At 74.4% G+C, this 22,468-nt stretch carries 19 protein-coding genes and 1 pseudogene; 8 read left to right on the plus strand and 12 right to left on the minus strand.

All coding sequences use genetic code 11. The features are described from left to right. Nucleotides 1–136: 136 nt before the first annotated feature. From ACFV04_RS24895 to cseB, 9 genes are all read right to left on the minus strand, one after another. Entirely contained in the window at nt 137–472 is a 336-nt protein-coding gene (locus ACFV04_RS24895; RefSeq protein WP_380349583.1) for a hypothetical protein, read from the minus strand. A gap of 127 nt (nt 473–599) precedes the next feature. Further along, nucleotides 600–1,286: a hypothetical protein gene (locus tag ACFV04_RS24900; RefSeq protein WP_380532394.1), complete on the minus strand. Its 687-nt coding sequence runs from the start codon at nt 1,284–1,286 to the stop codon at nt 600–602. 253 nt (nt 1,287–1,539) lie between these two features. Further along, nucleotides 1,540–2,148, minus strand: coding sequence for a hypothetical protein (locus ACFV04_RS24905; protein ID WP_380532397.1), 609 nt, complete (start codon nt 2,146–2,148; stop codon nt 1,540–1,542). 223 nt (nt 2,149–2,371) lie between these two features. Continuing rightward, a complete protein-coding gene (locus ACFV04_RS24910) occupies nt 2,372–3,232 on the minus strand; it encodes a lysophospholipid acyltransferase family protein (RefSeq protein ID WP_380532400.1) in 861 nt (286 codons plus the stop codon). Nucleotides 3,233–3,645: 413 nt separating this feature from the next. Next, nucleotides 3,646–3,858: a hypothetical protein gene (locus tag ACFV04_RS24915; RefSeq protein WP_380532403.1), complete on the minus strand. Its 213-nt coding sequence runs from the start codon at nt 3,856–3,858 to the stop codon at nt 3,646–3,648. A 196-nt stretch (nt 3,859–4,054) separates the two neighbouring features. Then, a complete protein-coding gene (locus ACFV04_RS24920; protein WP_380532406.1) occupies nt 4,055–6,631 on the minus strand; it encodes an ABC transporter permease in 2,577 nt (858 codons plus the stop codon). A 149-nt stretch (nt 6,632–6,780) separates the two neighbouring features. Beyond that, nucleotides 6,781–7,566, minus strand: coding sequence for an ABC transporter ATP-binding protein (locus ACFV04_RS24925; RefSeq protein ID WP_380532409.1), 786 nt, complete (start codon nt 7,564–7,566; stop codon nt 6,781–6,783). Between the two features lie 177 nt (nt 7,567–7,743). Further along, nucleotides 7,744–9,087 carry an ATP-binding protein gene (locus tag ACFV04_RS24930; RefSeq protein ID WP_380349564.1) on the minus strand — a complete coding sequence of 448 codons (1,344 nt, stop codon included), beginning with the start codon at nt 9,085–9,087 and terminating at the stop codon, nt 7,744–7,746. Between the two features lie 32 nt (nt 9,088–9,119). Then, the gene (gene cseB, locus ACFV04_RS24935; RefSeq protein ID WP_380532471.1) at nt 9,120–9,785 is read right to left on the minus strand and encodes a two-component system response regulator CseB; all 666 of its coding nucleotides are present in this window, start codon (nt 9,783–9,785) and stop codon (nt 9,120–9,122) included. A 994-nt stretch (nt 9,786–10,779) separates the two neighbouring features. Here cseB and ACFV04_RS24940 point away from each other — a divergent pair. The 3 genes and pseudogenes from ACFV04_RS24940 to ACFV04_RS24950 all read left to right on the plus strand — a co-directional run bounded on the left by ACFV04_RS24940 (nt 10,780) and on the right by ACFV04_RS24950 (nt 12,422). Continuing rightward, nucleotides 10,780–11,367, plus strand: a complete 588-nt coding sequence (locus ACFV04_RS24940) for a rhomboid family intramembrane serine protease (RefSeq protein WP_380532412.1) — start codon at nt 10,780–10,782, stop codon at nt 11,365–11,367. Between the two features lie 150 nt (nt 11,368–11,517). Continuing rightward, nucleotides 11,518–11,628, plus strand: a pseudogene (locus ACFV04_RS24945) (RNA polymerase sigma factor); the annotation flags it as partial. A 449-nt stretch (nt 11,629–12,077) separates the two neighbouring features. Next, a complete protein-coding gene (locus ACFV04_RS24950) occupies nt 12,078–12,422 on the plus strand; it encodes a hypothetical protein (protein ID WP_360262497.1) in 345 nt (114 codons plus the stop codon). Nucleotides 12,423–12,522: 100 nt separating this feature from the next. On the opposite strand, the gene ACFV04_RS24955 is transcribed toward ACFV04_RS24950, so the two are convergent. Together ACFV04_RS24955 and ACFV04_RS24960 are read right to left on the minus strand one after the other, a co-directional pair. Next, on the minus strand, nt 12,523–13,557 hold the full coding sequence (locus tag ACFV04_RS24955) for a hypothetical protein (RefSeq protein WP_380532415.1): 1,035 nt from the start codon (nt 13,555–13,557) through the stop codon (nt 12,523–12,525). Nucleotides 13,558–13,669: 112 nt separating this feature from the next. Next, nucleotides 13,670–15,823: a protein kinase gene (locus ACFV04_RS24960; RefSeq protein ID WP_380532418.1), complete on the minus strand. Its 2,154-nt coding sequence runs from the start codon at nt 15,821–15,823 to the stop codon at nt 13,670–13,672. Between the two features lie 684 nt (nt 15,824–16,507). Between ACFV04_RS24960 and ACFV04_RS24965 the strand changes: the two genes are divergently transcribed. The 5 genes from ACFV04_RS24965 to ACFV04_RS24985 all read left to right on the plus strand — a co-directional run bounded on the left by ACFV04_RS24965 (nt 16,508) and on the right by ACFV04_RS24985 (nt 21,000). After that, nucleotides 16,508–16,837, plus strand: a complete 330-nt coding sequence (locus tag ACFV04_RS24965) for a hypothetical protein (RefSeq protein ID WP_360262500.1) — start codon at nt 16,508–16,510, stop codon at nt 16,835–16,837. Continuing rightward, the gene (locus tag ACFV04_RS24970; protein ID WP_380532421.1) at nt 16,834–18,501 is read left to right on the plus strand and encodes an alpha/beta hydrolase; all 1,668 of its coding nucleotides are present in this window, start codon (nt 16,834–16,836) and stop codon (nt 18,499–18,501) included. Before ACFV04_RS24965 ends, ACFV04_RS24970 begins: the two co-directional genes overlap by 4 nt. Before the next feature lie 164 nt (nt 18,502–18,665). Then, nucleotides 18,666–19,121, plus strand: coding sequence for a hypothetical protein (locus tag ACFV04_RS24975; RefSeq protein ID WP_380532424.1), 456 nt, complete (start codon nt 18,666–18,668; stop codon nt 19,119–19,121). A 244-nt stretch (nt 19,122–19,365) separates the two neighbouring features. Beyond that, entirely contained in the window at nt 19,366–20,670 is a 1,305-nt protein-coding gene (locus ACFV04_RS24980) for a hypothetical protein (protein WP_380532427.1), read from the plus strand. A gap of 57 nt (nt 20,671–20,727) precedes the next feature. Further along, nucleotides 20,728–21,000, plus strand: a complete 273-nt coding sequence (locus ACFV04_RS24985; RefSeq protein WP_380532430.1) for a hypothetical protein — start codon at nt 20,728–20,730, stop codon at nt 20,998–21,000. Between the two features lie 639 nt (nt 21,001–21,639). Here ACFV04_RS24985 and ACFV04_RS24990 read toward each other — a convergent pair. Continuing rightward, nucleotides 21,640–22,278, minus strand: a complete 639-nt coding sequence (locus ACFV04_RS24990) for a hypothetical protein (protein WP_380532433.1) — start codon at nt 22,276–22,278, stop codon at nt 21,640–21,642. Nucleotides 22,279–22,468: the final 190 nt, after the last annotated feature.

The raw sequence follows: 22,468 nt of genomic DNA on the forward strand, positions 1-22,468 counted from the left end.
GTCGGGACGGGTCGGGACCGGCCGGACCCGGTGGGCCGCTCGTAGCCGGAGAAACCCCCGGATGCCCGGACCGCTCAGCGGCCCGGGCATCCGGGGTACCGTCCGCCGTCCGATTGTGGGGCGGTGGCGGTGGCGGTCAGGCGGGCTCGGCCATCGCGTCCTTCTGCAGCTCCACCGCCGACAGCAGGCTGAGGCTCGGCTCCGCCTGGCGCAGCGCCTTCAGTGCGTGGACCGAGCCGATGTCGCCGGTGAAGCCGGCGGCGGCCAGCCGGGAGCGGACCCAGGTGGCGCGCAGCCGGGTCTCCGTGGCGGCGGCGGTGGACTCGACGAGGGCGACGGCGCGTTCCAGGCCCGGGCGTTCCTCCGGCGAGGCCTCGGCCAGTGCCTGCTTCAGGGCCGCCGCGACCGTGTCCGAGTCCCGGATCAGCAGGACGGAGTTGCGCTTGGTATTCAGGTCCAGGAATCGTGCCATGGCTGGATGGTGACCGACATGCTCCGTATACGGCAAGAGATTTGAGGAACCGCAGAGCTTGGGCCGGGTGCCGGGCGGCCCGGACGCCCGGGGCGGTGCCCTGGAGGCACCGCCCCGGGCCGGCGTCTCACCGTGACGTCGCGACCGCCGGCGCACTCCCGCCCGCCGTGGCGGCGACCCCGGCGACCCCGGTGACCCCGGTGACCCCGGTGGCCCTGGTGGCCCCGGCGGTCCCGGTGGTCCCGCTGGTCCCGCTGGCGCGGCGACGGCGGTAGTAGTGCACGGTGAGGACGCCGAGCAGCGGCCCCCAGGCGGCCAGCGGCCAGTACGAGCCGTAGAACACGACGGCCTGCCAGCCGTGCGGGTTCGTACCGGGGTTGACGTCGCCGTTGATCTTGCGCCCGATGCTGATCATGGTCAGTGCGTACGGCCACAGCAGGGTGTTCACCGTCGCACCGAGCCCGGCCGGGATGACGGCGGCGAGGACCGGCACCCGGCGGCCGCCCAGGCCGGGGATCCACCGGGGCCAGACCTCGCCCCACTCGCTGACCAGGCCGACCGCGAGGAACGCCAGGGCTTCGCTGGTCAGGCTCAGCGCGATGACGTACCACCACTCTCCGCCGAACCAGGCCGGCGGCGGGCGGCCGTCGCTCGGGGCCTCCATCAGTGGCAACCGCAGGTCGACGCTCAGGATCCGCCAGAGGCCGGCGGGCAACACGGTCAGGGAGGTCGCGTACGCGGCCCGGACCGCCCAACGGGGTACACCCGCCGCCGTCCGGCCGTGCAGCCTCGCCGCAATGGAGCGAACCGTCATGGGAAGTCCTCCTGGTCCGAGCGCCCGAATCGGTGCGGACAGTCGGACGTCGCCCACCGGTCCGGTGGCCGCTGCCGTGCCGGCTGTCGCGCCGACTGCCTCGCTGAGTTCCTTGCTGACTCCACGATCGTGGTCGACGCGGTTGCGGCGCCTCCGTCCTGAGGACGGAACGGCTCACCCTGGCGGGGGAGGGGGACTCCTGAGGAGCTTGGCGATTCCCGGCAGGGGCTTCGGTACGGGACGGTGGCCGGCGTCAGCCGCCGGCGGCGGCGGAGCGGTACGCCTTCACGGCGGCGGCGAGCACGGTCTCCGAATCCGACGACGGCTGGTCCTCGGAACTCTGCTGCACTATCAGGATCACCTCGCCCAGGCGGACGAAGGCGGTCACGCCGAAGAACTGCTTCCCGTCCTCGGGGAAGGTCGACGTGATGTGGAGCAGCAGACCGTCGTCGGCCGGCACCCCGGCCGCCGTGACGGAGGCCGTCTCCTGGATCCGCGTCCCGTCCGGGAGGGGGTCTGAGGCGTAGGAGGGGCAGCGCTCGGCGGCGCCGCGAACGGCGGCCATGACGGCGGCCGCCTGCCCGGGCGCGTACCGGTCGAGCACCTCCTGGCCGAACCAGCCGAAGTCGTCGTCACCGACCGGCGTGCGTTCCAACCCCACCGCCACGTCCTCCAGGGGCGGGGCATGGGCCGTCATGAAGGTGTGGACACCGAGGTCGGAGCACGGCATCGCGGTGATCGGGACCGGCGACGGGGTGTACGGGGCGCCGGTCGTCGTCGAGTTGGCGTCCGACGTGAGGAGTCGGAAGCCCTTGGGGAGCCGGTCCGTGGTCAGCAGCCCGTCCCGGAGCCGGTCCGGCACGCCGGCCCCGGAGGCGGAGGCGGTAGAGGCGGAGGACGCAACGGTCACCGGCCGGGCCGACGGGTCGGCCGAGCAGGCCGACACCCCGAGAACCGCCAGAACGGCCCCCACTGCCGCGCGATGACGTGCGCGCACCGATCCACCCCCAGGATTCGTGATCGCCCGTACTCTCCCACACGGGCGGGACGGGGCTCCCGTGTGCCGGGGCTCGACGGCCCGCCGGTCAGGACGCGAGGGGGCGTGCGGCCGGTGTACCGGCCCCGCCCGGGTGGCCGGGGTGCCGTTCGCCGCGGATGTCCTCCAGGACGGCGGTGATCGCCGCCATGATCCGCGCGCTTGCTTCGTGCAGGACCGCGGCGGTGGGTTCGAGGTCGTAGAGGTCGGAGAGGTCGACCGGTGGGCCGACCGCCACCACGAAGGTGGGCCGGGGCCGGAGCCTGACCCGTCGTCCGCCGAGGCCGTACGGCGGGACGACGCGGTGGGCGCCCCACTGCGCCACCGGGACGACCGGTGCCCGCGTCATCAGTGCCAGGCGGGCGGCGCCCGTCTTTCCCGGCCCCGGCCACAGGTCGGGATCCCGGGTGAGGGTGCCCTCCGGGTAGATCGCCACGCACTCGCCGCGCGCGAGCGCCTCGCGCGCCCCGTCCAGGGCCTGCGCCGCCCGGCTGCTCGCACGCTCCACCGGTATCTGCCCGGCCGCCCGCAGGAGCGGGCCGACGAGCGGCCGCGTGAACAGCGAGGACTTGATCAGGAACCTGGGCGGCAGGCCGGTGCGGTACTGGAAGTACCCGTAGACGAACGGGTCGAAGACCGAGTTGTGGTTGACGGCCGTGATGTAGCCGCCCTGCCGGGGGAAGTGCTCGGTGCCCCGCCAGTCCGGGCGGCCGGCCAGGCGGCAGGCCAGACCGCCGACGGCGGCCACGAAGCGGTAGGCCGGCCCGAGCCGGGGCGTGGGCCGCCGTGCGGGCTGCCGGGTGGGCTGAGGCCCGGAGGTGCCGGGGGCGGGGATGTCCGGGGCGGGGGCGTCCGGGGCGGGGGCGTCCGGGGCGGGGATGTCCGGGGCGGCGGCGGGAATCGGTGGCATGCGCGGGCCTTTCGGTGGGGGAGCGCCGGGCGGCGGGTGGGTCCCCGCGGTGCGGGCGGACTCTCCGGACGCCTCACACGGGACCGGGTGGTGCCGATCGGTCGGATCGATCGGCACCACCCGGTGGGCCCGTGCCGGCCCTGACGGGCCGGGAGGGGTCCCCCAGTATGGGGGGCGGCCCGGCCGAGCCGTCGCGGACCCCGCCTTCACCGGGCCGGACGCGGTGGCGCGGGCGCCCCGAAGGGGCTCGCAGCACCGCTGACCCGCTGGACACCGCCGACCCGCTGGACACCGCCGGCAGGAGCGTGCCGCCGGTGCGGGATCGTGAACTGCCGGGAACAGGGCGCCCACAGCAGCGCCCGCCGCAGCCGTGGAACGACCGGCGGCGTCACGCAGGCCGTGTCAGGACCGTTTCAGTAGCGGCCCTTCCAGCCCTGGGCGAGGCTGTGCGACTGCTGCGCGGAGTCGGACGACCCGGCGATGTGGTCGGCGGCGAGCACCGCACCGCCGCCGACGACGGCGAGGGCGGCGGCACCGGCCAGCGCGACATGCAGCCGCGAACGGCGCGCGGGGCCCTGCTGCTCCGACACGGGGGCGGGGGTGGTCGTCTGGCTACAGAACGTCATGATTCTTCCTGTCATCGAGGGATGTGGACGTCCTCCGACGTGCTGCGGAGGTGTTCCCACTCAAGCAGGGCAAGATCGCCACGAATACCGAAAGGTACCGGCCGGGCACGATTCCTCGGTGGCCGCCCCGAACCGCTTCGGTCGGCCCCCCGTCCGGCTGCGGTGGCGCCCCGCGCCGGACCGGGTGCCCGAGCCGTCACGCCCGCGCGACGGCTTCGAGCGGGCCGAGGGCGGCCGCCCGGCGGGCCGGGACGGCGGCCGCGAGCGCGCCGGTCGCCAGGGACAGCAGGCAGACGAGGAGGAGTGTCCCCCAGGGCAGCACCAGGGAGTACTGCTCGATCGCGCCGTTGGCGAGCGAGCCGACCGCCCAGGCACCGAACACGCCGCCGGCCAGACCGAGGAGGGTACCGAAGGCGGCGACGGTCACCGCCTCCAGGCTGATCATCCGCCGGATCCCGGTGCGGTCCATGCCGAGAGCGCGCAGTGCGCCGATCTCGCGGGTCCGTTCGGCGACGGACACGGCCAGGGTGTTCGCGATGCCGAGCGCGCCGATGACCACGCCGATGGCGAGCATGCCGTACATCACGTCGAGCAGGTCGCCCACGGTGCCGGCGGCCTCGCGGACGATCTGCGCCCGGTCCCGCACGTCCAGCAGCGGGTTGTTGCCGACGGCGGCCCGTAGCCGGTCCTCGACGCTCTTCGAGACCGTGCCGCCGTCGGTGCGGACGAGGACGCGCTGAACGGAGCCGGGCAGGAAGCCGTGTTCCGCCACCTCGGCACGGGCCCCCAGCGCGTCGTGGGCGACGGGGTTGTCCTGGTAGACGCCCACGACGGTGTACCGGGTGAACTGCCCGCCGCGGCCCATCCGGGCGTCGAGCAGGCCGCCCGTGGTCACACCGGTCTCGCGGGCGACGGTGCCGGAGACGGCGATCCGGCCCGGTCCGAGGTCCTTGGCGGAGCCGCTGACGAAGCGGAGCTTCATGACGGCGTCCACGGTCGCGGGGTCGACGCCGGAGATCGTCCGGACACCGCCGCCGGTGAACAGGGTGGCGTCGGCGACGGGGCTCGCGGTCCGCACGCCGGGTGTGTCGGCCACCCGCCGTGCGGCGGCCGGGTCGATGCCGGTGGTGGTGGAGCGGGTGCCGATCACGTAGTCGGCGCCGAGCCCGGCCGCGGCCCGGCGGTCGAGGGCCTGCCCGGTGGAGTGCCCGATGACGGCGAGCCCGGCGACCAGCGCGGTGGTGACCAGCAGGGTGGCGGCGGTGGCCGCGGTGCGGCGCGGGTCGCGCAGCGCGTTCTCCCGGGCGAGGCGCCCGGTGATTCCGAGGCGGCCGGTCAGCCGTCCGGTCAGCCGTCCGGTCAGCCGGATCACCGGAACGGCGAGCAGCGGCGCGAGCACGATCAGGGCGGCGACGAGGAGGGCGCAGCCGGCCATGGCGTTCCGCAGGTTCGCCTCGGAGGCGTCCTCGGCGCCGGTGAGCGGGATCAGCAGGCCCGCGCCGGCGACGAGGAGGGTCAGACCGGCCAGGCCGCGGATCCGGGACCGGCCGGCGGCGGGCGGCCGGCCGCCCGTGCGCATCGCCTCGACGGGCGCGACCTTCGCGGCCCGGCGGGCGGGCAGCCACGCGGCGAGCACCGTGACGCCGACGCCCACGGCGAGCGCGGCCGCGACGGAGCGCGGGCCGACCACCAGGGGCCCCCGGGGCAGGGTGCTCCCGTCGGTGCCCAGGAGGGCGGGCAGGACCTCGGCGATGCCGAGGCCGACCAGGAAGCCTGCCGCTGACGCGATCACGCCGACCAGGGTGGCCTCCAGCAGGACGGACCGGGACACCTGGCGGCGGGAGGCGCCGATCGCTCGCAGCAGCGCGATCTCCCGGGTGCGCCGTGCCACGAGCATGGTGAAGGTGTTGACGACGAGGAACGAGCCGATGAACAGGGAGACCCCGGCGAAGACCATCGGCACCTTCTCGTAGCCCCGGGTCAGGGTGTCGACGAGGACGGCCTGTCCGGCGGCGAGGGCGGTGCCGGTGGTGGCCTCGGCGCGGCCGGTCGGGAGCAGGCCGGTGACCCGGCGGGCGAGGTCGGCCGGAGCGGTGCCGGGCACGGCGGTCAGGTCGAGGCCGGTGTAGTGGCCGGGGGTCGCGAACAGCCGCTGGGCGGTCGCCCGGTCGAACAGGGTGAGGGTTCCGCCGGCGGTCACCCGGGTGTCGTCGGTGGTGACGACGCCCACGAGCCGTGCGGTCATCACCGGGCCGTCGGTGGCCAGCGTGACCGTGTCCCCGAGGCGGAGGCGTCCCGCGTCGGCGGTGCCGCGGTCCACGGCGATCTCACCGTCGCCGGCGGGGGCCCGGCCCTCGACGAGCGGGAAGCGGCCGTCCTTGCCGTCCGGGCCGGGGACGTAGGCGGCGGCCGGGTGCGCCCAGGCCCGGCCGGCCCGCAGCGGGGTGCCGTCGGCCGCGTTCAGGACGGCCGAGCCGTCGACGGACGGCCTTACGGTGGCGACGCCGGGCACGGCGGCCAACGTCCGGACCAGGGCGTCGTCGAGCACGTCCGCCTGCGGTTCGGCGGGCGCCCCCGGCGGGGGCGACGTCGCGGTCACGGTCACCGCGATGCCGGCGAAGTTCTTCGACGCGGCGGCACGGTGGGCCGCGGCGGTGGAGTCCGCGAAGACGAGGGTGCCGCTGACGAACGCGACACCGAGGCCGACGGCGAGGACCGTCATGGCCAGGCGGGACTTGTGGGCCAGGAGGGTGCGCAGCGCAGTTCTCAGCATGGGGCTTCCGGGTGGGTGGCGGGGTGGCCGCCTCGAAGGCGACGGGCGACGGGCGACGGGCGATGGGCGATGGGCGACGGGCGACGGGCGATGGACGCGGCGCGGGTCCGGGGTCGGGAACTGCTCCCGGGGTGGGAGGGAGGGGCAGGTCAGCCGGTGCGCGGGGCTCCGGCGGGCAGACGCCGCATCAGGTCCAGGACCCGGTCCGGCGTGGGCCGGTCCATCTCGTCGACCTGACGGCCGTCGGCGAGGAAGAGCACGCGGTCGGCGTACCCGGCGGCGACCGGGTCGTGGGTGACCATGACCACGGTCTGGCCCAGCTCGTGCACCGATTCGCGCAGGAAGCCGAGGATGTCGGCCCCGGCCCGGGAGTCGAGGTTCCCGGTGGGTTCGTCGCCGAAGACGATCGCGGGGCGGGAGGCGAGGGCGCGGGCCACGGCCACGCGCTGCTGCTGGCCGCCGGACAGCTGCGCGGGACGGTGTCCGAGTCGCTCGCCGAGGCCCACCAGGGAGATCACCCGGTCCAGCCACTGCCGGTCCGGGCGGCGTCCGGCGATGTCCGACGGCAGTGTGATGTTCTCCAGCGCAGTCAGCGTCGGCAACAGGTTGAACGCCTGGAAGACGAACCCGATCCGGTCACGGCGCAGCCGGGTGAGCTGCCGGTCCGCCAGCGGGCCCAGCTCGGTGGTACCCACCCGCACGGATCCGGAGGTGGGGGTGTCCAGTCCGGCGACGCAGTGCAGCAGGGTGGACTTGCCGCAGCCGGAGGGCCCCATGATCGCGGTGAACTCGGCCTCGCGGAAGGCGACGTTCACCCGGTCCAGGGCCACGACCCGGGTGTCGCCGCTGCCGTAGACCTTCGTCAGGTCGGTGGTGGCGGCCGCGATCCCGGGCGTGCCGTGCGGTGTGTACGGGGGGACGGAACGGGTGGTCACGGGGACTCCTTTGCACGTGCGGAAGAGCGCACTCAAAGGGTGTCCGGGGAACGTATCGGGGCCGGGGCCGCCGTGTGTCGACGGCGGCGCCGCTGCGTATCGGTTCCGTACACCGCCCATCGGTCGGGGCGGTCGGGCGTCGGGGCGTCGGGGCGTCGGGGCGTCGGGGCGGTCGGGTCAGCCCGGCAGGTGCAGTGTGGCGACGGCGCCGCCGTCCGGGGCGTTGTCCAGGCGCAGTTCGGCGCCGAGCACGCCCGCCTGTCCCTCGGCGATGGTCAGGCCCAGGCCGTGGCCCGGGCCGTGGCCCCGGGTGCCGGTGTGGAAGCGGCGCGGGCCGTGGAGCAGCAGGTCGGTGGGGAAGCCGGGGCCGTGGTCGCGGACGACGACGGTGCGGTCCCGGACGGTGACCAGCACCGGGGCGGCGCCGTGCCGGTGGGCGTTGACGACGAGGTTGCCGAGGATCCGTTCCAGCCGGCGCGGATCCGTCTCGACGGTCGCTCCGCTCGGGCCCGCCCCGGTGTCCTCCGCCCCGTCGGTCCTGTCGGTCCCGTCACCCCTGTCGGTCGCGGCGGTCCCGGCGGTCCCGGCGGTCCCGGCGGCTCCGGTGACGGTGACCTCGGTGGCGAGGCCGGTGCGCGCCACGGCCTCGGCGACGACGGCGCCGAGCGGTACGCGCGCGCGGACGGGTTCCTCGGCACCGGCGTCCAGGCGGGAGACCTCCAGCAGGTCCTCGACCAGGGCGCGCAGGTCGCGGACCCGGGCGCGGATCAGGTCCTCCGTCTCGCCGGGCGGCATCAGGTCGGCGGCGGCCAGCAGCCCGCCGACCGGGGTGCGCAGCTCGTGCGCCACGTCCGCGGTGAACTGGCGCTCGGTGCGCAGCCGTCGGCTGAGACTGTCGGCCATGAGGTCGACGGCGGCGGCGATGTCGGCCACCTCGTCCTGCCCCGGGACGGGCCCAGTCCGGGCGTCGAGGTCGCCGTCGGAGATCCGCACCGCGGTCCGCGAGACCCGGCGCAGCCTGCGGGCCAGCAGTCCGGCCCCGTAGACCGCGAGGGGCGTCGCCGCCGCGAGCGCGACCAGCGAGGCCGTCACCATGGTGACGTCGAGTCGGCGCAGGGTGTGGAGGTCGTTGCTCATGTTGATCTGCAGGGCGAGGACGGGGCTGCCCGGGCCGCCGGTCCGCTGGGCGGCCCAGACGCTGGGCCCCAGATTGCCCTCGACGCGCCCGTCGTAGGCCGTGTGGCGGTCGCCGTCGGCCGGGTGGCGCAGTGCGGCGGGCAGATCGGCCGGGTCGAGTTCGGCACCGTCCGCCAACGCGCCCGTCCGCCGGTAGACGTCCATGGCCGAGTAGAGCGAGTTGACGGCCCGCGCGTCGGCCCGGCTGCGCACGTCGGCCGCGGTCCACAGGTGTACCAGGACGCCGACGGTGGCCACGACCAGGCAGGCGGTCACCGCGGCCAGCGCGGCGATCTTCCAGCGCAGCGACGCTCGGGCCGACCACCGCCCGCCGGAGACCCGCACCGGCCGCCCTCCGCGCAACGCCCGCACCGGCCTCAGCGCCTGAACTTGTAGCCGAAGCCGCGGACCGTCTCGATCCGGTCCCGGCCCACCTTCCGGCGCAGCCGTTGCACGCACAGGTCGACGACCCGGCTGTCGCCGTCCCAGCCGTAGTCCCAGACGTCGCGCAGCAGGGCGTGCCGTTCCAGGACGACGCCGGGGCGGGCGGCGAACTCCAGCAGCAGCTTCAGTTCGGTCGGGGTCAGCGCGACCGGGCTCCCCGCGACGGCCACCTCCAAGGCGGCGGTGTCGATGCTCAGGTCCCCGAACACCAGCACCTCGCCCTCCGCCGGCGGTCGCCCGTCCACGGCGGACCCGGGCTCCGGGGCGGCCGCGTACGTCGCCCGGCGCAGCAGCGAGCGGATCCGGGCCACCAGCACGTACGTCTCCACCGGCTTGACGACGTAGTCGTCGGCCCCGGCCTCCAGACCGGCGACGACGTCGAGCCCGTCACCGCGCGCGGACATCATCAGGACGGGCAGCAGGCTGGTCTCCCGCACCCTGCGGCACAGGCCGATCCCGTCCAGACCGGGCAGCATCACGTCCAGGATCAGCAGGTCGAAGCCCCCGTCGCGGAACCGTTCCAGTCCCGACAGTCCGTCGGCCGCGGCCGTCACCTCGTAGCCGTAGCGCTCCAGCGCGAGGGCGAACGACCTGCGCATCAGCTCGTCGTCCTCCACCAGCAGGACGTGCACGGGCTGCGGAGAACCCGTGGAACCGGGAGAGCCCGGAGCCGGGAGGGACAAGGACACGGGCACGACTCCTGTACGCACGATCACGAGGCACCGGTCGCCCCGGCACTGCCACACCGGCGGCGACCCGAGAGGAACCCTACGGCAGCCACCGGAGGCGGCGGTCGCACCGCACGAAGCGCGCGGGTGGTGCCGCCACGACCGCGAACACGCAGGTCGGGCCGGGTTTCGCCGCCCGGGTCACCGCCGGTCGCGCCCTCCTTCGCCCCCTCCGGGTGGTCCCGGGCCGGGCTCCGCGCAACGAGTCGACGGCCGATCGAGCACTGCCTGATACACGGTGGATACACGCGTCCCGGCACGGGGCGGGGCCGGGGCCGCCCCCCGCCGGGCCGCGGCCCGACAGCTCGGCGTGCGTCGTCGCCCGGCCGCCGCTACCGGCGCTCGACCGTCTCCGGCCACGCCCCGGTCGAGGCGTCGACCTGCCTCGACTCGGAGACGGACTGGTTGATCCTGGTCTGCGAGGCGTTCACCCACTCCCCGGTGGTCGCTGATGTCCGCAGCCGGATCAGGGTCGAGCCCGGTACGGACCGGCGCCCGCCGGGCCCTGGACATCCCGGGCCGCGCCCGGTCGCCGGCCCCGATCACGGGCGGCCGTTCCGGTGTGACACCCGTCATGGTCCGGCAGTGATCATTTGTGCTGGTGCGGGGCTCCGCCCGATTGCGAGGATGGGCCCCGCGGACGGGGCGGGTTGCCCCGTCATCGGTCGGACGGGGGGTGTCGGCGTTGTCGCCGCATGAAATCGGGTTGTATGCAAGCGCTGCCGTGGTGGTCAGCGTGGGACTGCGGACGCTGGTACTGGTCAGCCCAGCGGAAGGCTCCGGGGCCGGGGCCGGGGCCGGGGAGGGGACCGGGGAAGGGGCCGGGGCCGGCCGCTCGGCGCGTGCCGGAGCCGGGCCGCGCGACATGCTCGCAGTCGCCCGTGCCGCCCTGCTGCGGCGGCCCTGGGTCACTCTTGCGCTGTTTGCCGTGATGGCGGTGATGGCCGTGGTCCAGTACGCGGTCCCCGCCGTCGTCGAGGATCTGATGCGCCAACCGGGCGCCCTGTCGGACGGGCAGTGGTGGCGGGCCGGGACCGCACTGCTGGTGCAGTCCTCGGGCATCACGCAGATCGCGATCAACCTGTCGGCCCTGCTCGTGGTCGGCGCCGTCACCGAGTCGGTCCTGGGGCGGTGGCGGACCCTCGCCGTCTTCCTCGTCGGCGGCGTCCTGTCCCACGTGGTCAGCCTGGCCGGATGGTCGACGCGAGGCGGCGGCGACTCGGTGGCCGTCTGCGCGCTGTTGGGCGCCCTGGCCGTCACCTGCCTGTCGAGCAGGAACGCCCTGGGTCTGCCGTTCAAGGGCGTCTGGTACGTCCTCCTCGTTCCCGCGGCAGGGATGGTGCTGTGCCTGTTGCACAACAACCACGGCGCGGGCCTGGTCACCGGCTGCCTGCTCGGCCTCGTCCTCGCACCCCGGAGAAGCGCTCGGGCGCCGCGGCCGGTTGCGGCGTAGCCACGAGGTCTCCCGGGTCCTTCGGGGGTGACACGACTCCTCGCACTGCGGGCGATCCCCACGAAGCCCCGTGACGGGCCCGGGCGGTGACGTGCGGCGGATCGGCCGCAGGGGCCGGATCGCCGCCGCGATCGCCGCGCCGGGTTCGCTGCGCCGGGTTCGCTGCGCCGCTCAGAGCGTGAGGTCCTGGTGCTGTGCCTGTGGGAGGGCCTGGCGTACGCCGAGGCTGCCGAGTGCCTCGGCATCCCCTTCGGCACGGTCGTCTTCACCCAGGCGATCACGGCGCGCGCGATCGTCGACGGCATGAACCAGACCCCCACCCACCCGGCCTCACCAGCCCACCGGCGAACCCCGGCAGAGCCGGGCCCGCCACGTCGGCGCGGGGTCGCGAGGGGTGGGGTCGCGGGGGGTGGGGGCCGTCAAGGGTGGGGCGGGGCCGTGAAGGTGGGGCTGTGCGGGTGCGGTCGGCGGTGGCTTTCGGCCGATGAGTTCCCGGTCGGGTGCGGTTCCCGTGACCCTCGCGACCCGGTGCACCCCACGCGGCGCACCCGCCGTCCGGACACCGGTGAAGCGGCAGCGTACGACCGCCGTGGCGACTTTGCGGCTGTCATATGCGGAACTTCACGATCCCTCCCTATATTCGCCGTGGCGCGTCCCGGCCGCGGGTCACAGCGGCACCGTCACCACCGACAACGAGGACGGAACCAATCGTGCGCAGGAACATCAGGAGCAAGAGGCTCTCGGCCGCCGCCTGTCTGCTGGCCGGGTTCGCGGCGGCCGGGGTCCTCGCGGCCCCGGCCGCCCAGGCACAGACGGCGTCGCCGGCCCGCGTCGAGAGCCTCAACTGCAGCACCCCGACCATCGGATTCCTCAACGGCCAGTGGTACTACGGCATTTCGTGCTCGGCTTGGGGCACCACCAAGTGGTGGGTCAACGTCAACTGTTCGAACGGCTACTCGCACAGCGACGGCCCGCACACCGATTTCCTGAACGTCCTCCTGTACTGCCCGCCGGGCACCACCGTCACCAAGGGCTGGGTCAGCTACACCCCGTGACCTGAAGCCCCGGCACCCGTCGCGCCGTCGTCCCGCACCCCGGGACGGCGGCGCGCACCACGTTCCCGCGGGCCGTGGCACCCGGGGCCGGGGGAGGGGTTCAGCCGCCGCAGTGGTAGGTGAAGGAGGCGGCGGCGGTGCGGGCGGTCGGGGTGAGGAGCTGCAGGGTCGCGGTGGCCTGGAGCGAGCCCTGGCCCTCGAAGCTCCACCGCAGCACCAGGTCGGTGTGGTGCGTGCCGGAACGGACGTCCTGGGCGGTCTCGTCCGAGGTGGTGCCGTCGCTGCGCAGCCAGCGGTACCGCAGGGTGCCGGCACCGCCGTTGGTCTCCACCGCGGCGGTGACCACGGCGGTGGCCGCACAGCCGGGGCTCGCCGGGTCGGCGGTCACGGTCACGCCGGTGACGGCCAGCGCGGGGGTGCGCAGCTGGCGCCAGAACAGGAAGCCCGCGAGGGCCAGGAGCACGAGGAGCACCGGTACCAGCCACCGCCACGTCCGGCGGGGGCGCCGCGGCTGCCCGGCCTCCGGCACCGTCCGGCCGTGCCACGCGGCGGCGGCCATCGGGGGGACGCCGGGGCCGAAGCGGCGCAACTCCCCCGGGGCGAGGGGGCGTTCCTCCGGAGAGGCGATGGCCGAAGCGGAGGCGGAGGCGGAGGCCGAAACGGAGGCGGAAACGGAGGGGACTGAGGTTTCGGCGGGTGCGGGTGCGGGTGCGGGTGCGAGTGCGAGTGCCGGTGCGACGGGCGTTGCTTCGGCGTCCCGGGGCTCGGCCCGCGTGGTGGTCGAGTGCGTCTCCTCCGTCCCCTCGGCCTCCGTCGGTTCGGTGAGGGTGACGGTCTCCCCGCTCTGCGGGGCGCTGCCCCAGACGCGGGGGTCCAGGAAGGTGGCGCTCCCCGCCTCCGTGTCCTCGGCCCCGGCCCCGGCCCCGGCCCCGGCCTCGGCCTCGGCTTCGGCCTTGGTGAGGCGGACCGTGGCCTCCGCTGCCGCGCCCCGCGGCAGTCGGACGGTCGCCTCGTCGGGACCGGCGCCTGCGCCGGGTGCGACCCCCTTGCCGCCGCCGGTGGCCGGGCGCGCGCCGAGAGCGACGGTCGTGTCCGCGCCCGGGTCGGGCGCGGAGTCGGGGCGGGGCGTGGACATGGCTTCTCCAGGACGGGAACGGGACCGGACGGCGGGGACCAAAGGGGAACGGAAGGGGCGACGGCGGACGACAGCGGACGACGGCGGACGACGTGTGGACGGCGGCCGGGTGTCAGCGGGGCGGGTTGCAGAGGAAGGCGGCCGTCTCGGCGGACGTCTTGCCCTGCTTGGCCGCCGCGGGGGTGGTGCTGACCCGGACGCCCCAGGTGCTGAAGGTGTCGGCCGACCCGAAGTCGTGCGCGCGGGTGACGGTGGCGGTGCCGTTCTGGACCGGCACGGTGTCGGTGGCGACGGTGATCGCCCGGCCGCCCGAGCTGTGGTACCAGCTGAACGTCAGCGTCCCGCTGCCGACGCCCTGGGCCGTCACCGTGGCCGTGGCGCTCAGGCTCCAACGGCCGCTGCACGTCATGGAGTCCAGGTTGACCGAGCCGACGGTCAGGGTGGCGGGGGCGACCGTGGGGCTCGGGCTCGGGCTCGGCGGAGTGGTGACGGGGGCCGACGGCGCGGCCGTGGTGGGGGCCGGTGCGGCGGGGGTGGACGGGGCGGCCGGCCGGCCGGGGGAAGACGGGGTCGGTACCGCCGCTGCCGTGGGCGCCTTGGCGCTCGGCGAAGCGGTGGGGGCGCCACTGGGGGTGGCCGCGGTGGTCGCGGTGGTCGAGGGCGAGGCCGTCGGGTCGGACGCGGACGGCGTCGGGCTCACGGTGACGCCGTCCCCGCTCGGGGCGGGGGAGGTGCCGCCGTCCGTCGGCTGCTGCGGGCCGATGCTGGTGGTCGCCTCCGGGGAGGCGGCGCCGACGGCCGTCCGGGCACCGCCGTCGGTGGCCCCCGCGGCGGCCAGGCCGGCCAGTGTGGCCAGCGCGACGGCGCCCGCCGCGACACCGGTGAGGGCCTTGCCGCGATTGCGTGCGAGGACGCCGCGGCGGGCCGGGACCCGGCGCAGCGCCCCGTCGGCCGGGACACCGTCGGCCGGGACTTCCGGAGCGGCGCCGGGAGCCGGTGCGGCGCCCTGGGAGCCCAGCGCGCCGGAGCCCTGGGCCGCACCCTGGGACCCCAGCGCGCCGGAGCCCTGGGAGCCCAGGGAGGTGTGCGCCAGCGAGGTGGCGCCGCCGGCCACGCCGGCGCCGGGCAGCAACGCCGCGAGCAGGGCGAGCAACGCGAGCAGGTCGAGCCGGCCGCGTTCCTCCCAGCCCGGCCCGTAGCCGGCCGTTGCGACCGCCTCCAGCTCGCGCACGAACGCGGCCGCGCTGTCGGGACGGGCCTCGGGGTCCTTGGCCAGACCCGCCACGATCAGTGGCCGGACGAGGTCGGGCGCCAGGTCGGCGGGGATCGGCGCCTCGGCGTGCTGGACGGCGAGTTCGGCGATCGTGGCGCCACCGTACGGGCGGGCGCCGGTGAGGCACTCGAAGAACGTGACGGTGGCGGCGTAGACGTCCCCGGCCGGCGACGCCGGGCGGCCCGCCCACTGCTCGGGGGGCATGTACGCGGGGGTGCCGGAGATGTCGCGGTCGTCGCCGCTGGGCACCGCGATGCCGAAGTCGACCAGCTTCGAGGTGCCGGCCGTGTCGACGAGCACGTTGGCGGGCTTGTAGTCGCGGTGCACCACACCGGCCTCGTGGGCGGCGGCCAGGCCCAGCAGGGAGCCCTTCAGCACCACCAGGGCGGCCTGCGCCGTGGTGGCGCCCTCCGCGCGCAGCAGGTCGCGCAGGGCGATGCCGTCCACCAGCTCCATCACGATGGCCGAGCCCCGCTCGCCCTCCACGTACTCGTAGAGCCGGGTGATGTGAGGGGAGTCGATCCGGGCGAGGACCTCGGCCTCGGCGCGCAGCGCGGGCGTGCCGATGCGGTCGTGGAGGTACTTGATGGCGACCGGCGTACCGGTCTCCCGGTGGTGCGCGAGTACGACGCGGCCGCTGGCCCCGGCGCCGAGCTCGCGTTCGTGGACGTAGTCCGGGATCTCCCAGGCGGGCGCGGACCCGGACGCCGCCGTCGCGGTCTCCTCGGGCCGGTGCGACGCGGTGTCCTCGGCCTGGTGGGCCACGGTGTCCTCGGCCGGCGGGGCGTCCTGGACGACGGGCGGGACGTCGTCCTGGATCGGCGGGACGTCGTCCGCCGGAGGGGCGTCCTCGGCCCGGGCGGGTTCGTCCTGGGCGTCCTCGGCCCGGCCGGGTTCGTCCCGGGTGGGCTCGTCCTCGGCGGTGCCAGGGGGAACGGCGGAGGGCGTGCCGCTCCCGCCGGGTCTGCCGCTCTGCTCTGTCCGGTCGTCCATCGTTCCGTGCTCCCCGTTCCTGTCGTGCCCGCCGTCCCCGGCCGTCGGCCGTGTCCGTCGGCGCGGCACCCTACGACACTCCGGCCGACGACGAGGACGCGGCCCGGTGGACACCGGGTTCCCGGCCTCCGGGGGCGACCGGTCGCGGGGCGGGTGATTCGCACAGCGTGCCAACCATTCGGCCGCCCTCACGGCGTCCGTCGGCCGCCCCCGCGGTGTCCCTCGGCTGCCCACGACACCCGTCCGCCGCCCGCGCCGCCCGTGACGCCCGTCCGCCGCCCGCAGCTCCGGCGGTCGATCGGTGCAGGGATCCGGGCCCCGGTTGGCGTCCGGACTCGGGTCGGTCCGATGTGCGGGGCGTGCGAGTCGGTCGTCTCTGAATCCTGTTGTCCGCATACGAATCACAAGAGGTCGGAAACTCCTCATGTTCGTGTCCGGAGTATGGTCTGTCCGACCGGAAGTCTGATGCATTGCCCGAATGGTCATATGACTGTCGGCCTGTCGATGAAGCCGCACATTCCGGATCTCACAAGCCTTCCAGTCTATGGCGTGAATCCGCGCGAATCCTCATCGCTGACGCGGGGTTACCACTCCGGTGTACATGAGTATCCGTACGGACGGACCCCCACCGACGACCGAATAGGCTTGCCGCCGACCGTGGGAATTCCGGGAGGGAGTGCAGCAGTGGGCCGAATCAAGGTCGATCCGGGTGAGATCCACATGTCCGCGGGGGTGGCCCGGTCCATCGGCGAGGACTTCGCGAAGCCCTGTCAGACGGCCGTCGCCGCCGGCCGGACGGCCGCCGGGCAGTTGGCTGGCTGGTCGGTGGCCGCCCGGCTCGGCCAGGTGGCGGGCAACTGGGCGCCGGTGCTGGCGGGCGTCGGCGACCGGCTCAGCAGGACGGCCGACAACCTCACCGCCACGGCGCAGGCCTACGCGCACAACGAGAACGCCAGTGCCGAGGTCTGGCAGAAACAGCGGATCGGCGAAGCATGGGAGAAGCCGGGCCGGTGAGCACCCTGTTCGAGCTGCTGCTCGGGTTCGACCCGGCCGGGCTGCACGATGCCGCCAAGGAGTGGCGCGGACTGTCCGACGGCGCCCAGTGCGCCGGCAACAGGCACCGCAGCCAGGTGAACGGCCCGCTGCGGCAGGCGAAGTGGGAGGGCGAGGACGCACGGAACGCCTTCCACACCCTCGGCCGGACCGAGCAGATCCTGGAGATCGTGCGGGTCGAGTCCGCCGCGGTCGCGCTCACCCTGGACACCGTCGCCGACCGGATCCACCAGGCGCAGACCGATCTGAACAACGCCCTGCACCGCGCCGAGGAGTGGGGCCTGACCGTCGGCGCCGACGGGACGGTGAACCTGCCGCCACTGGGCAAGGGCGAACAGAACGACCCCGAGGCCAGGTCCGACCCCGCGCGCAAAGCGCTGGCCACCCTGCGCGGGGACGTCCAGGACCGGATCGACAAGGCGCTGGCCGCGGCGAAGGAGGCGAGCGACCGGGGCAGCCTCGCCCTCGGCCGCCTCGACGCCGATGTCCTGACCCGGCCGAGGGCGTTCGGCTCCGCCGCCGAGACCGCCGCCGACGTGAAGGACGTCGCGAAGGACCTCGGGCTCGTCGGTCCGTACATTCCCGACAACACCGACCCGCGGAAGGCCGCCGACTGGTGGACGTCGCTGACACCTGAGCAGCGCAGCAGCTACCTCGCGCTCTACCCGGACCGGATCGGCCGCCTCGACGGACTGCCCGCAGCGGCCCGGGACGAGGCGAACCGGCTGGCCCTCGACCAGGAGCTCGACGGGCTGAAGGCCGGCCGCGCGAGCGGAGGCGGCACCACGTCCGGCGCGTACAACGCCCGCGAACAGTCCCTGATGAAGCTCAAGGAACAGCTCGACGCGCACGACACCGCGGCCGAGGACAAGCAGCTGTTCCTGCTCGGCTACGACGCCGGGGCGTACGGCGGCGACGGCCGGGCGATCATCGCCATGGGGAACCCCGACACAGCCGACCACACCGCCGTCCTGGTGCCCGGCACCGGGACGACGATCGACAGCACACCGGGCCAGCTCGCCCGCGTCGACGACCTGCGGGAGGCCGCGAAGCAGGCGTCGAAGGGGAGCGGCCAGAACGTGTCGGTGATCTCGTGGCTCGGGTACGACGCCCCCGAGGTCCCCGTCCTCCAGGAGCCGAACGTCTCCGTCGCCGGCACCACCCGGGCCGAGGACGGCGCCGAGGCCCTGCGCCGGTTCACCCAGGGCACCCGGGTCGCCCAGGGCGACCACCACGGCCACCTCTCGGTCCTCAGCCACAGCTACGGGACGACGCTCGTCGGCGCGGCCGCCGCGGGTGGGGACGGACTGGGAGCCGACGACGTCGTCGCCATCGCGAGTCCCGGGATGACCGTCCGGCGCTCCGACCAACTCCACGTCGAACCGGGCCACTTCTGGACCGGCAGGGCAACGGACGACCCGATCGAACTCGCCGCGGGACTCAGCCTCGGCGCCGACCCGATGACCGACCGGTTCGGCGGGAACAACCTCCGGGTCGACACCTCCGGGCACAGCGGGTACTGGGACGGCGGCAGTGAAAGCCTCGCCAACCAGGGCCGGATCATCGTCGGAGCGAAGCCGACCACGGTTCCCAAGGAGCACGACAGCCCACTGCTTCCCCCGTGAGCACGGGAGCCGGCCCGGCCACCTACCGTCGTCACTCTCCCCCGGCCGCAAGGAACTTCACCGTGCCGTTCCCACTGCCGCGACCCGCTGCAGGCCGCGCCGGAATCCGGCGCCCGGGCGCCGCCGTGACAGCGCTCGGCCTGTCCCTGACCCTCGGAGGATGCATGTCCGTGCCCCGTCCCGCCGCGCCGCTCCCGGTCAAGGCCCGCCAGGACGCCCAGGACTGGGCCGACCACATGACCGCCTACATGGCGCAGACCGCCGGCGTCGCCCTCGATCCCGGCAGCGCCGAGCCGTTCTTCAACGACTGCGTCGGCAGGAACGACGAGGTCGCCGAGGACGGCCGGTACACGATGTCGTACGCGGTCTACAGCTCCGCCGCGCTCGACCGGCATCCGGAGGCCGTCCGCAAGGTCCGCACGATGCTCGAACAGCAGGGCTTCACGATCGACGGCTACCGCGAGACCGCCGACGGAAAGGTGGACACGGTCGTCGACGCCTCCCAGGCGTCGAGCCGGTACCTGATCACGGTCCAGACCACGACCGGAGGCCTGCTGCTCTTCCGGGTCAACACCCCGTGCCTGCTGCCCCCGCCGCCGTCCGCGCCGTCCGGCCCGTGAACGCGAACGAGGTCCGGCACCTGGGTGGGTGCCGGACCTCGTCCGAACTGTGGAGCGCCAGGCCCGGGTTGCACGGACTCTTCCTACTGAAAGTAGGACGTGCTCTGGTAGCACCGCTGACGCCTGGCGAGGAATCGTTCTCCCTCGCGACAGGAAGAACATTAGCAGGTCAGCGACCCGCACCGAACCGTCGGGACGGCGGCCCGGAGCGGGCCCACCGCGCGGCGGATGGCATGATCCCGCCGTGCACTGTGACGTCTGCGAACACGAGATGACGACGTGGGACCGCCCGCCGTCCCGGTGGTGCCGGGAGTTCTGGCTCTGCACCTGGTGCCACGCGGTGACCCTGATCGGGACCCCGGACCACGAGGCCTACCGTCCCGATCACAGCCCCTGGGACATCCGGTGGGAAGCGGCCTGGACGGACATGCTGCCGGACGCCGACCGGCACGCCTACGGCTTCCTCCACCGGACGCTCTGCGGGATCGAGAAGCCGGACATGACCGGCTCCCAGTTCGGCACGTGGGGCGACTTCCTCGACGCCTGCCCGGACTGCACGGCCGCCGCCCTCGCCATCGATGCGCGGTGGCCCGAGGAACGACGGGCAGGCTTCCGGGTCAGCGTCCCGGCCGCACCCCGGCCCCGCCCCGAGGACCAGCCCGGATACGTCCGGCCCGCGGACGAACTCGGCCGACCGGACGTGCGGCTGCCCCCGACGCCGACCGGGCCCGGACGGAGGACGCGCGTCCTCACGGCTTCCCCCGGACCCCCTGCGCACGCGCCCGCCGAGTACGGATTCCGTCGGATCGGCGACGGCCCCGCCGCGGTGCGCCTCCCGGCGTTCTGGGCCGGGTGCGGGATCGGCCCCTACCGGCCGTACGACAAGCAGGGACGCACCTTCGCCTGGTTCCGGGCCTACCCCCTCGACACGATCCCGCCGCTGGACGAGGAGTCCTTCGTCGGCGACTTCGCCTGGTTCGGCGACACCGGTGACCCGCTCGACCACCGCACCGCCGTGACGGACCCGATCGCGGCCGAACTCGCCGCAGTCGGCCTCACGCTCCCCGCAGACTTCCTGGCGTTGATCACCCGTGCCAACCTGCACCGTTGCCTCGACCGCGAGGGCGGTGGCTGCTGGACCGACGTGGCCGGCCCGCTGCCCAGCCCCGTCGATCCGGCCGACCGCATGGTGCTCTTCTTCCGCGACCAGCAGAGCTGCGTCCTGTGGTACCTCTACCTGCACCACGACGGGCAGTCCGGCGTCGTCTGCTCCGCCCGGGACTTCACCCGGGAACCGGAACCCTGCTACGGGCCCGACGGCGAGATCGTCACACCGGGCCGGGAGATCTTCTGGACCGCGCCGAGCGTCGAGCACTTCGCCTACCGGTTCCTGACCGAGGCGAGACTTGCCGCCGCGATCCACGACAGGGCGCGGGCCGGCGAACTCGATCCGGAACTCGTCGCCTACCTCGCGCACTACGTGCCCGGTTCCGGCTCCGGCACCGACTCCCTGACCGACGGACCGACGGACCGACGGACGGCCGGGTGAACGGCCACCGGACCGTCGGTAGGATCGGGCACCGGCGTGCGGACGGAGGTAAGGACCATGGGCGAGCTGCTCGTGAGCAGTGTCGGGTGCTGGTGCTGCTCCAACGGGCTGGTCGTCATCAGCGTCGACACCGACACCGGCCGGCTCCTGCTGGAGTGCGAGGAGTGCATGGCCGGCCGCTGGACGCCTCCCGGCGAGAACGGGCAGGAGCCCGCGTTCCTGACGGCCGACCTGCTCACGCGGCCGGCGACCCCCGCCGAGGCCCGGGCCTGCGGCTGGGAGCACCTCCTCGTGCGGACACCGGAGGGCTCCGGGACCGCCCCGGTGTGAACGGGCCTCCGGGCCGCAGCAGTGATATCGGCGGCGAGGCCTTGAGTGCCGGATTCCCGATGGTGGCGGTCGACGGGCCGGACGGCACCGAGGGGTTCCGGGAGGGCCGAGTCCTACGGCGTCGGCGGTAACCGGCGGGTACGGGCCGCGAACGCGAACGAGGCCCGGCACCCTGGTGGGTGCCGGACCTCGTCCGAACTGTGGAGCGCCAGGCCCGGGTTGCACGGACTCTTCCTACTGAAAGTAGGACGTGCTCTGGTAGCACCGCTGACGCCTGGCGAGGAATCGTTCTCCCTCGCGACGAGAAGAATACTAGCAGGTCAGCGACCCGGCACCGACATCGATCCCGGGACAGCCCGGAGCGGCCAGGAGTGACCCGATCGCGTGGCGGACGGCAGGATCCCGCCGTGCGCCGTGACGCCTGAAACACGCTCACGCGGTCGGCGGCCCAGCCGGGATCCGGGCCTGCGGCTGGGATGCCCTTCTCCGGGAGGCCCCGGAGAGCCCGGGGCCACCCTGGTATGAACAGGCCTCCGGCTCCGGTCCGAAGCGGTATCGGCGGCGAGGTCTTCGGCATCGGATTGCCGAGGGTGGGGTCGACGAACGGGACGGCACCGAGGGGTTCCGGCAGGCCGGGTCCTACGGCGTCGGCGGCGAAACCGGGGCGGGAAGGTCGAGGAGTCGGGCGAGGGCGGCGGTGACGGTGGCGCTCCGGTCGGGCAGGTACTCGGAGGCCCAGTGCGCCGCCAGTGCGAGGAAGTCGACCAGATCGCGCTCGACGTCGGCGAGCAGGCGGCGGAGTTCGGCGACGGGCAGCTCCATGACGGGGCTGCCGGTCTGCTCGGCGTTGACGGTGAGCCGTATGGTGTCGCCGAAGCGCTCGGCGATCGGTGACACGGGCTCGTGGCCGAATCCGAGCAGGCCGCCGTCGTCCACGAGCCGCTGCCAGTCGCGCCAGTCCTCCAGTCCGTCGCAACAGCCCGGCAGGAAGTCGACGCCGCTGGAGGTGTCGGCGACCCGCAGGCCTCCGGCCGCGTAGGGACTGCCGAAGGTCAGGAGTCCGTGGAGGAACGAGTCGCGTGCGCCCGCCGGACGCGGTGGGCGGTCGTCGTCGGGGTCGATGTCGTTGCAGCTCGCGATGAGCATCATCGCCGTCCCGACCTCGGCGGACGAGAGCCGGCCGCTGAGGGGCAGAAAGCCGGACGGCGGGATGTCGGCGACGGGCCAGAGGCCGAAGCTACGAGGAACCGCCTCCAGGACGGGCTGTATCACGATCACCCGGCGAAGTGTCGCGCATCCCGGGTGCGTTCTGCCTCCCGGTTTTCGCCCGTACGGGCCGTGAACGCGAACGAGGTCCGACACCTGGGTGGGTGCCGGACCTCGTCCGAACTGTGGAGCGCCAGGCCCGGGTTGCACGGACTCTTCCTACTGAAAGTAGGACGTGCTCTGGTAGCACCGCTGACGCCTG

It is taken from the genome of Kitasatospora sp. NPDC059599, from assembly GCF_042735125.1.
Classification (GTDB): domain Bacteria; phylum Actinomycetota; class Actinomycetes; order Streptomycetales; family Streptomycetaceae; genus Kitasatospora.

Bases quoted from the DNA above. Each gene is read 5' to 3' on its own strand.
- ACFV04_RS24910 (WP_380532400.1), bottom strand. From the start codon at position 3,232: ATGCCACCGATTCCCGCCGCCGCCCCGGACATCCCCGCCCCGGACGCC.
- ACFV04_RS24960 (WP_380532418.1), bottom strand. From the start codon at position 15,823: ATGGACGACCGGACAGAGCAGAGCGGCAGACCCGGCGGGAGCGGCACG.
- ACFV04_RS24920 (WP_380532406.1), bottom strand. From the start codon at position 6,631: ATGCTGAGAACTGCGCTGCGCACCCTCCTGGCCCACAAGTCCCGCCTG.
- ACFV04_RS24985 (WP_380532430.1), top strand. From the start codon at position 20,728: ATGGGCGAGCTGCTCGTGAGCAGTGTCGGGTGCTGGTGCTGCTCCAAC.
- ACFV04_RS24975 (WP_380532424.1), top strand. From the start codon at position 18,666: ATGTCCGTGCCCCGTCCCGCCGCGCCGCTCCCGGTCAAGGCCCGCCAG.
- ACFV04_RS24915 (WP_380532403.1), bottom strand. From the start codon at position 3,858: ATGACGTTCTGTAGCCAGACGACCACCCCCGCCCCCGTGTCGGAGCAG.
- cseB (WP_380532471.1), bottom strand. From the start codon at position 9,785: ATGCGCAGGTCGTTCGCCCTCGCGCTGGAGCGCTACGGCTACGAGGTG.
- ACFV04_RS24940 (WP_380532412.1), top strand. From the start codon at position 10,780: ATGCTCGCAGTCGCCCGTGCCGCCCTGCTGCGGCGGCCCTGGGTCACT.
- ACFV04_RS24895 (WP_380349583.1), bottom strand. From the start codon at position 472: ATGGCACGATTCCTGGACCTGAATACCAAGCGCAACTCCGTCCTGCTG.
- ACFV04_RS24900 (WP_380532394.1), bottom strand. From the start codon at position 1,286: ATGACGGTTCGCTCCATTGCGGCGAGGCTGCACGGCCGGACGGCGGCG.
- ACFV04_RS24955 (WP_380532415.1), bottom strand. From the start codon at position 13,557: ATGTCCACGCCCCGCCCCGACTCCGCGCCCGACCCGGGCGCGGACACG.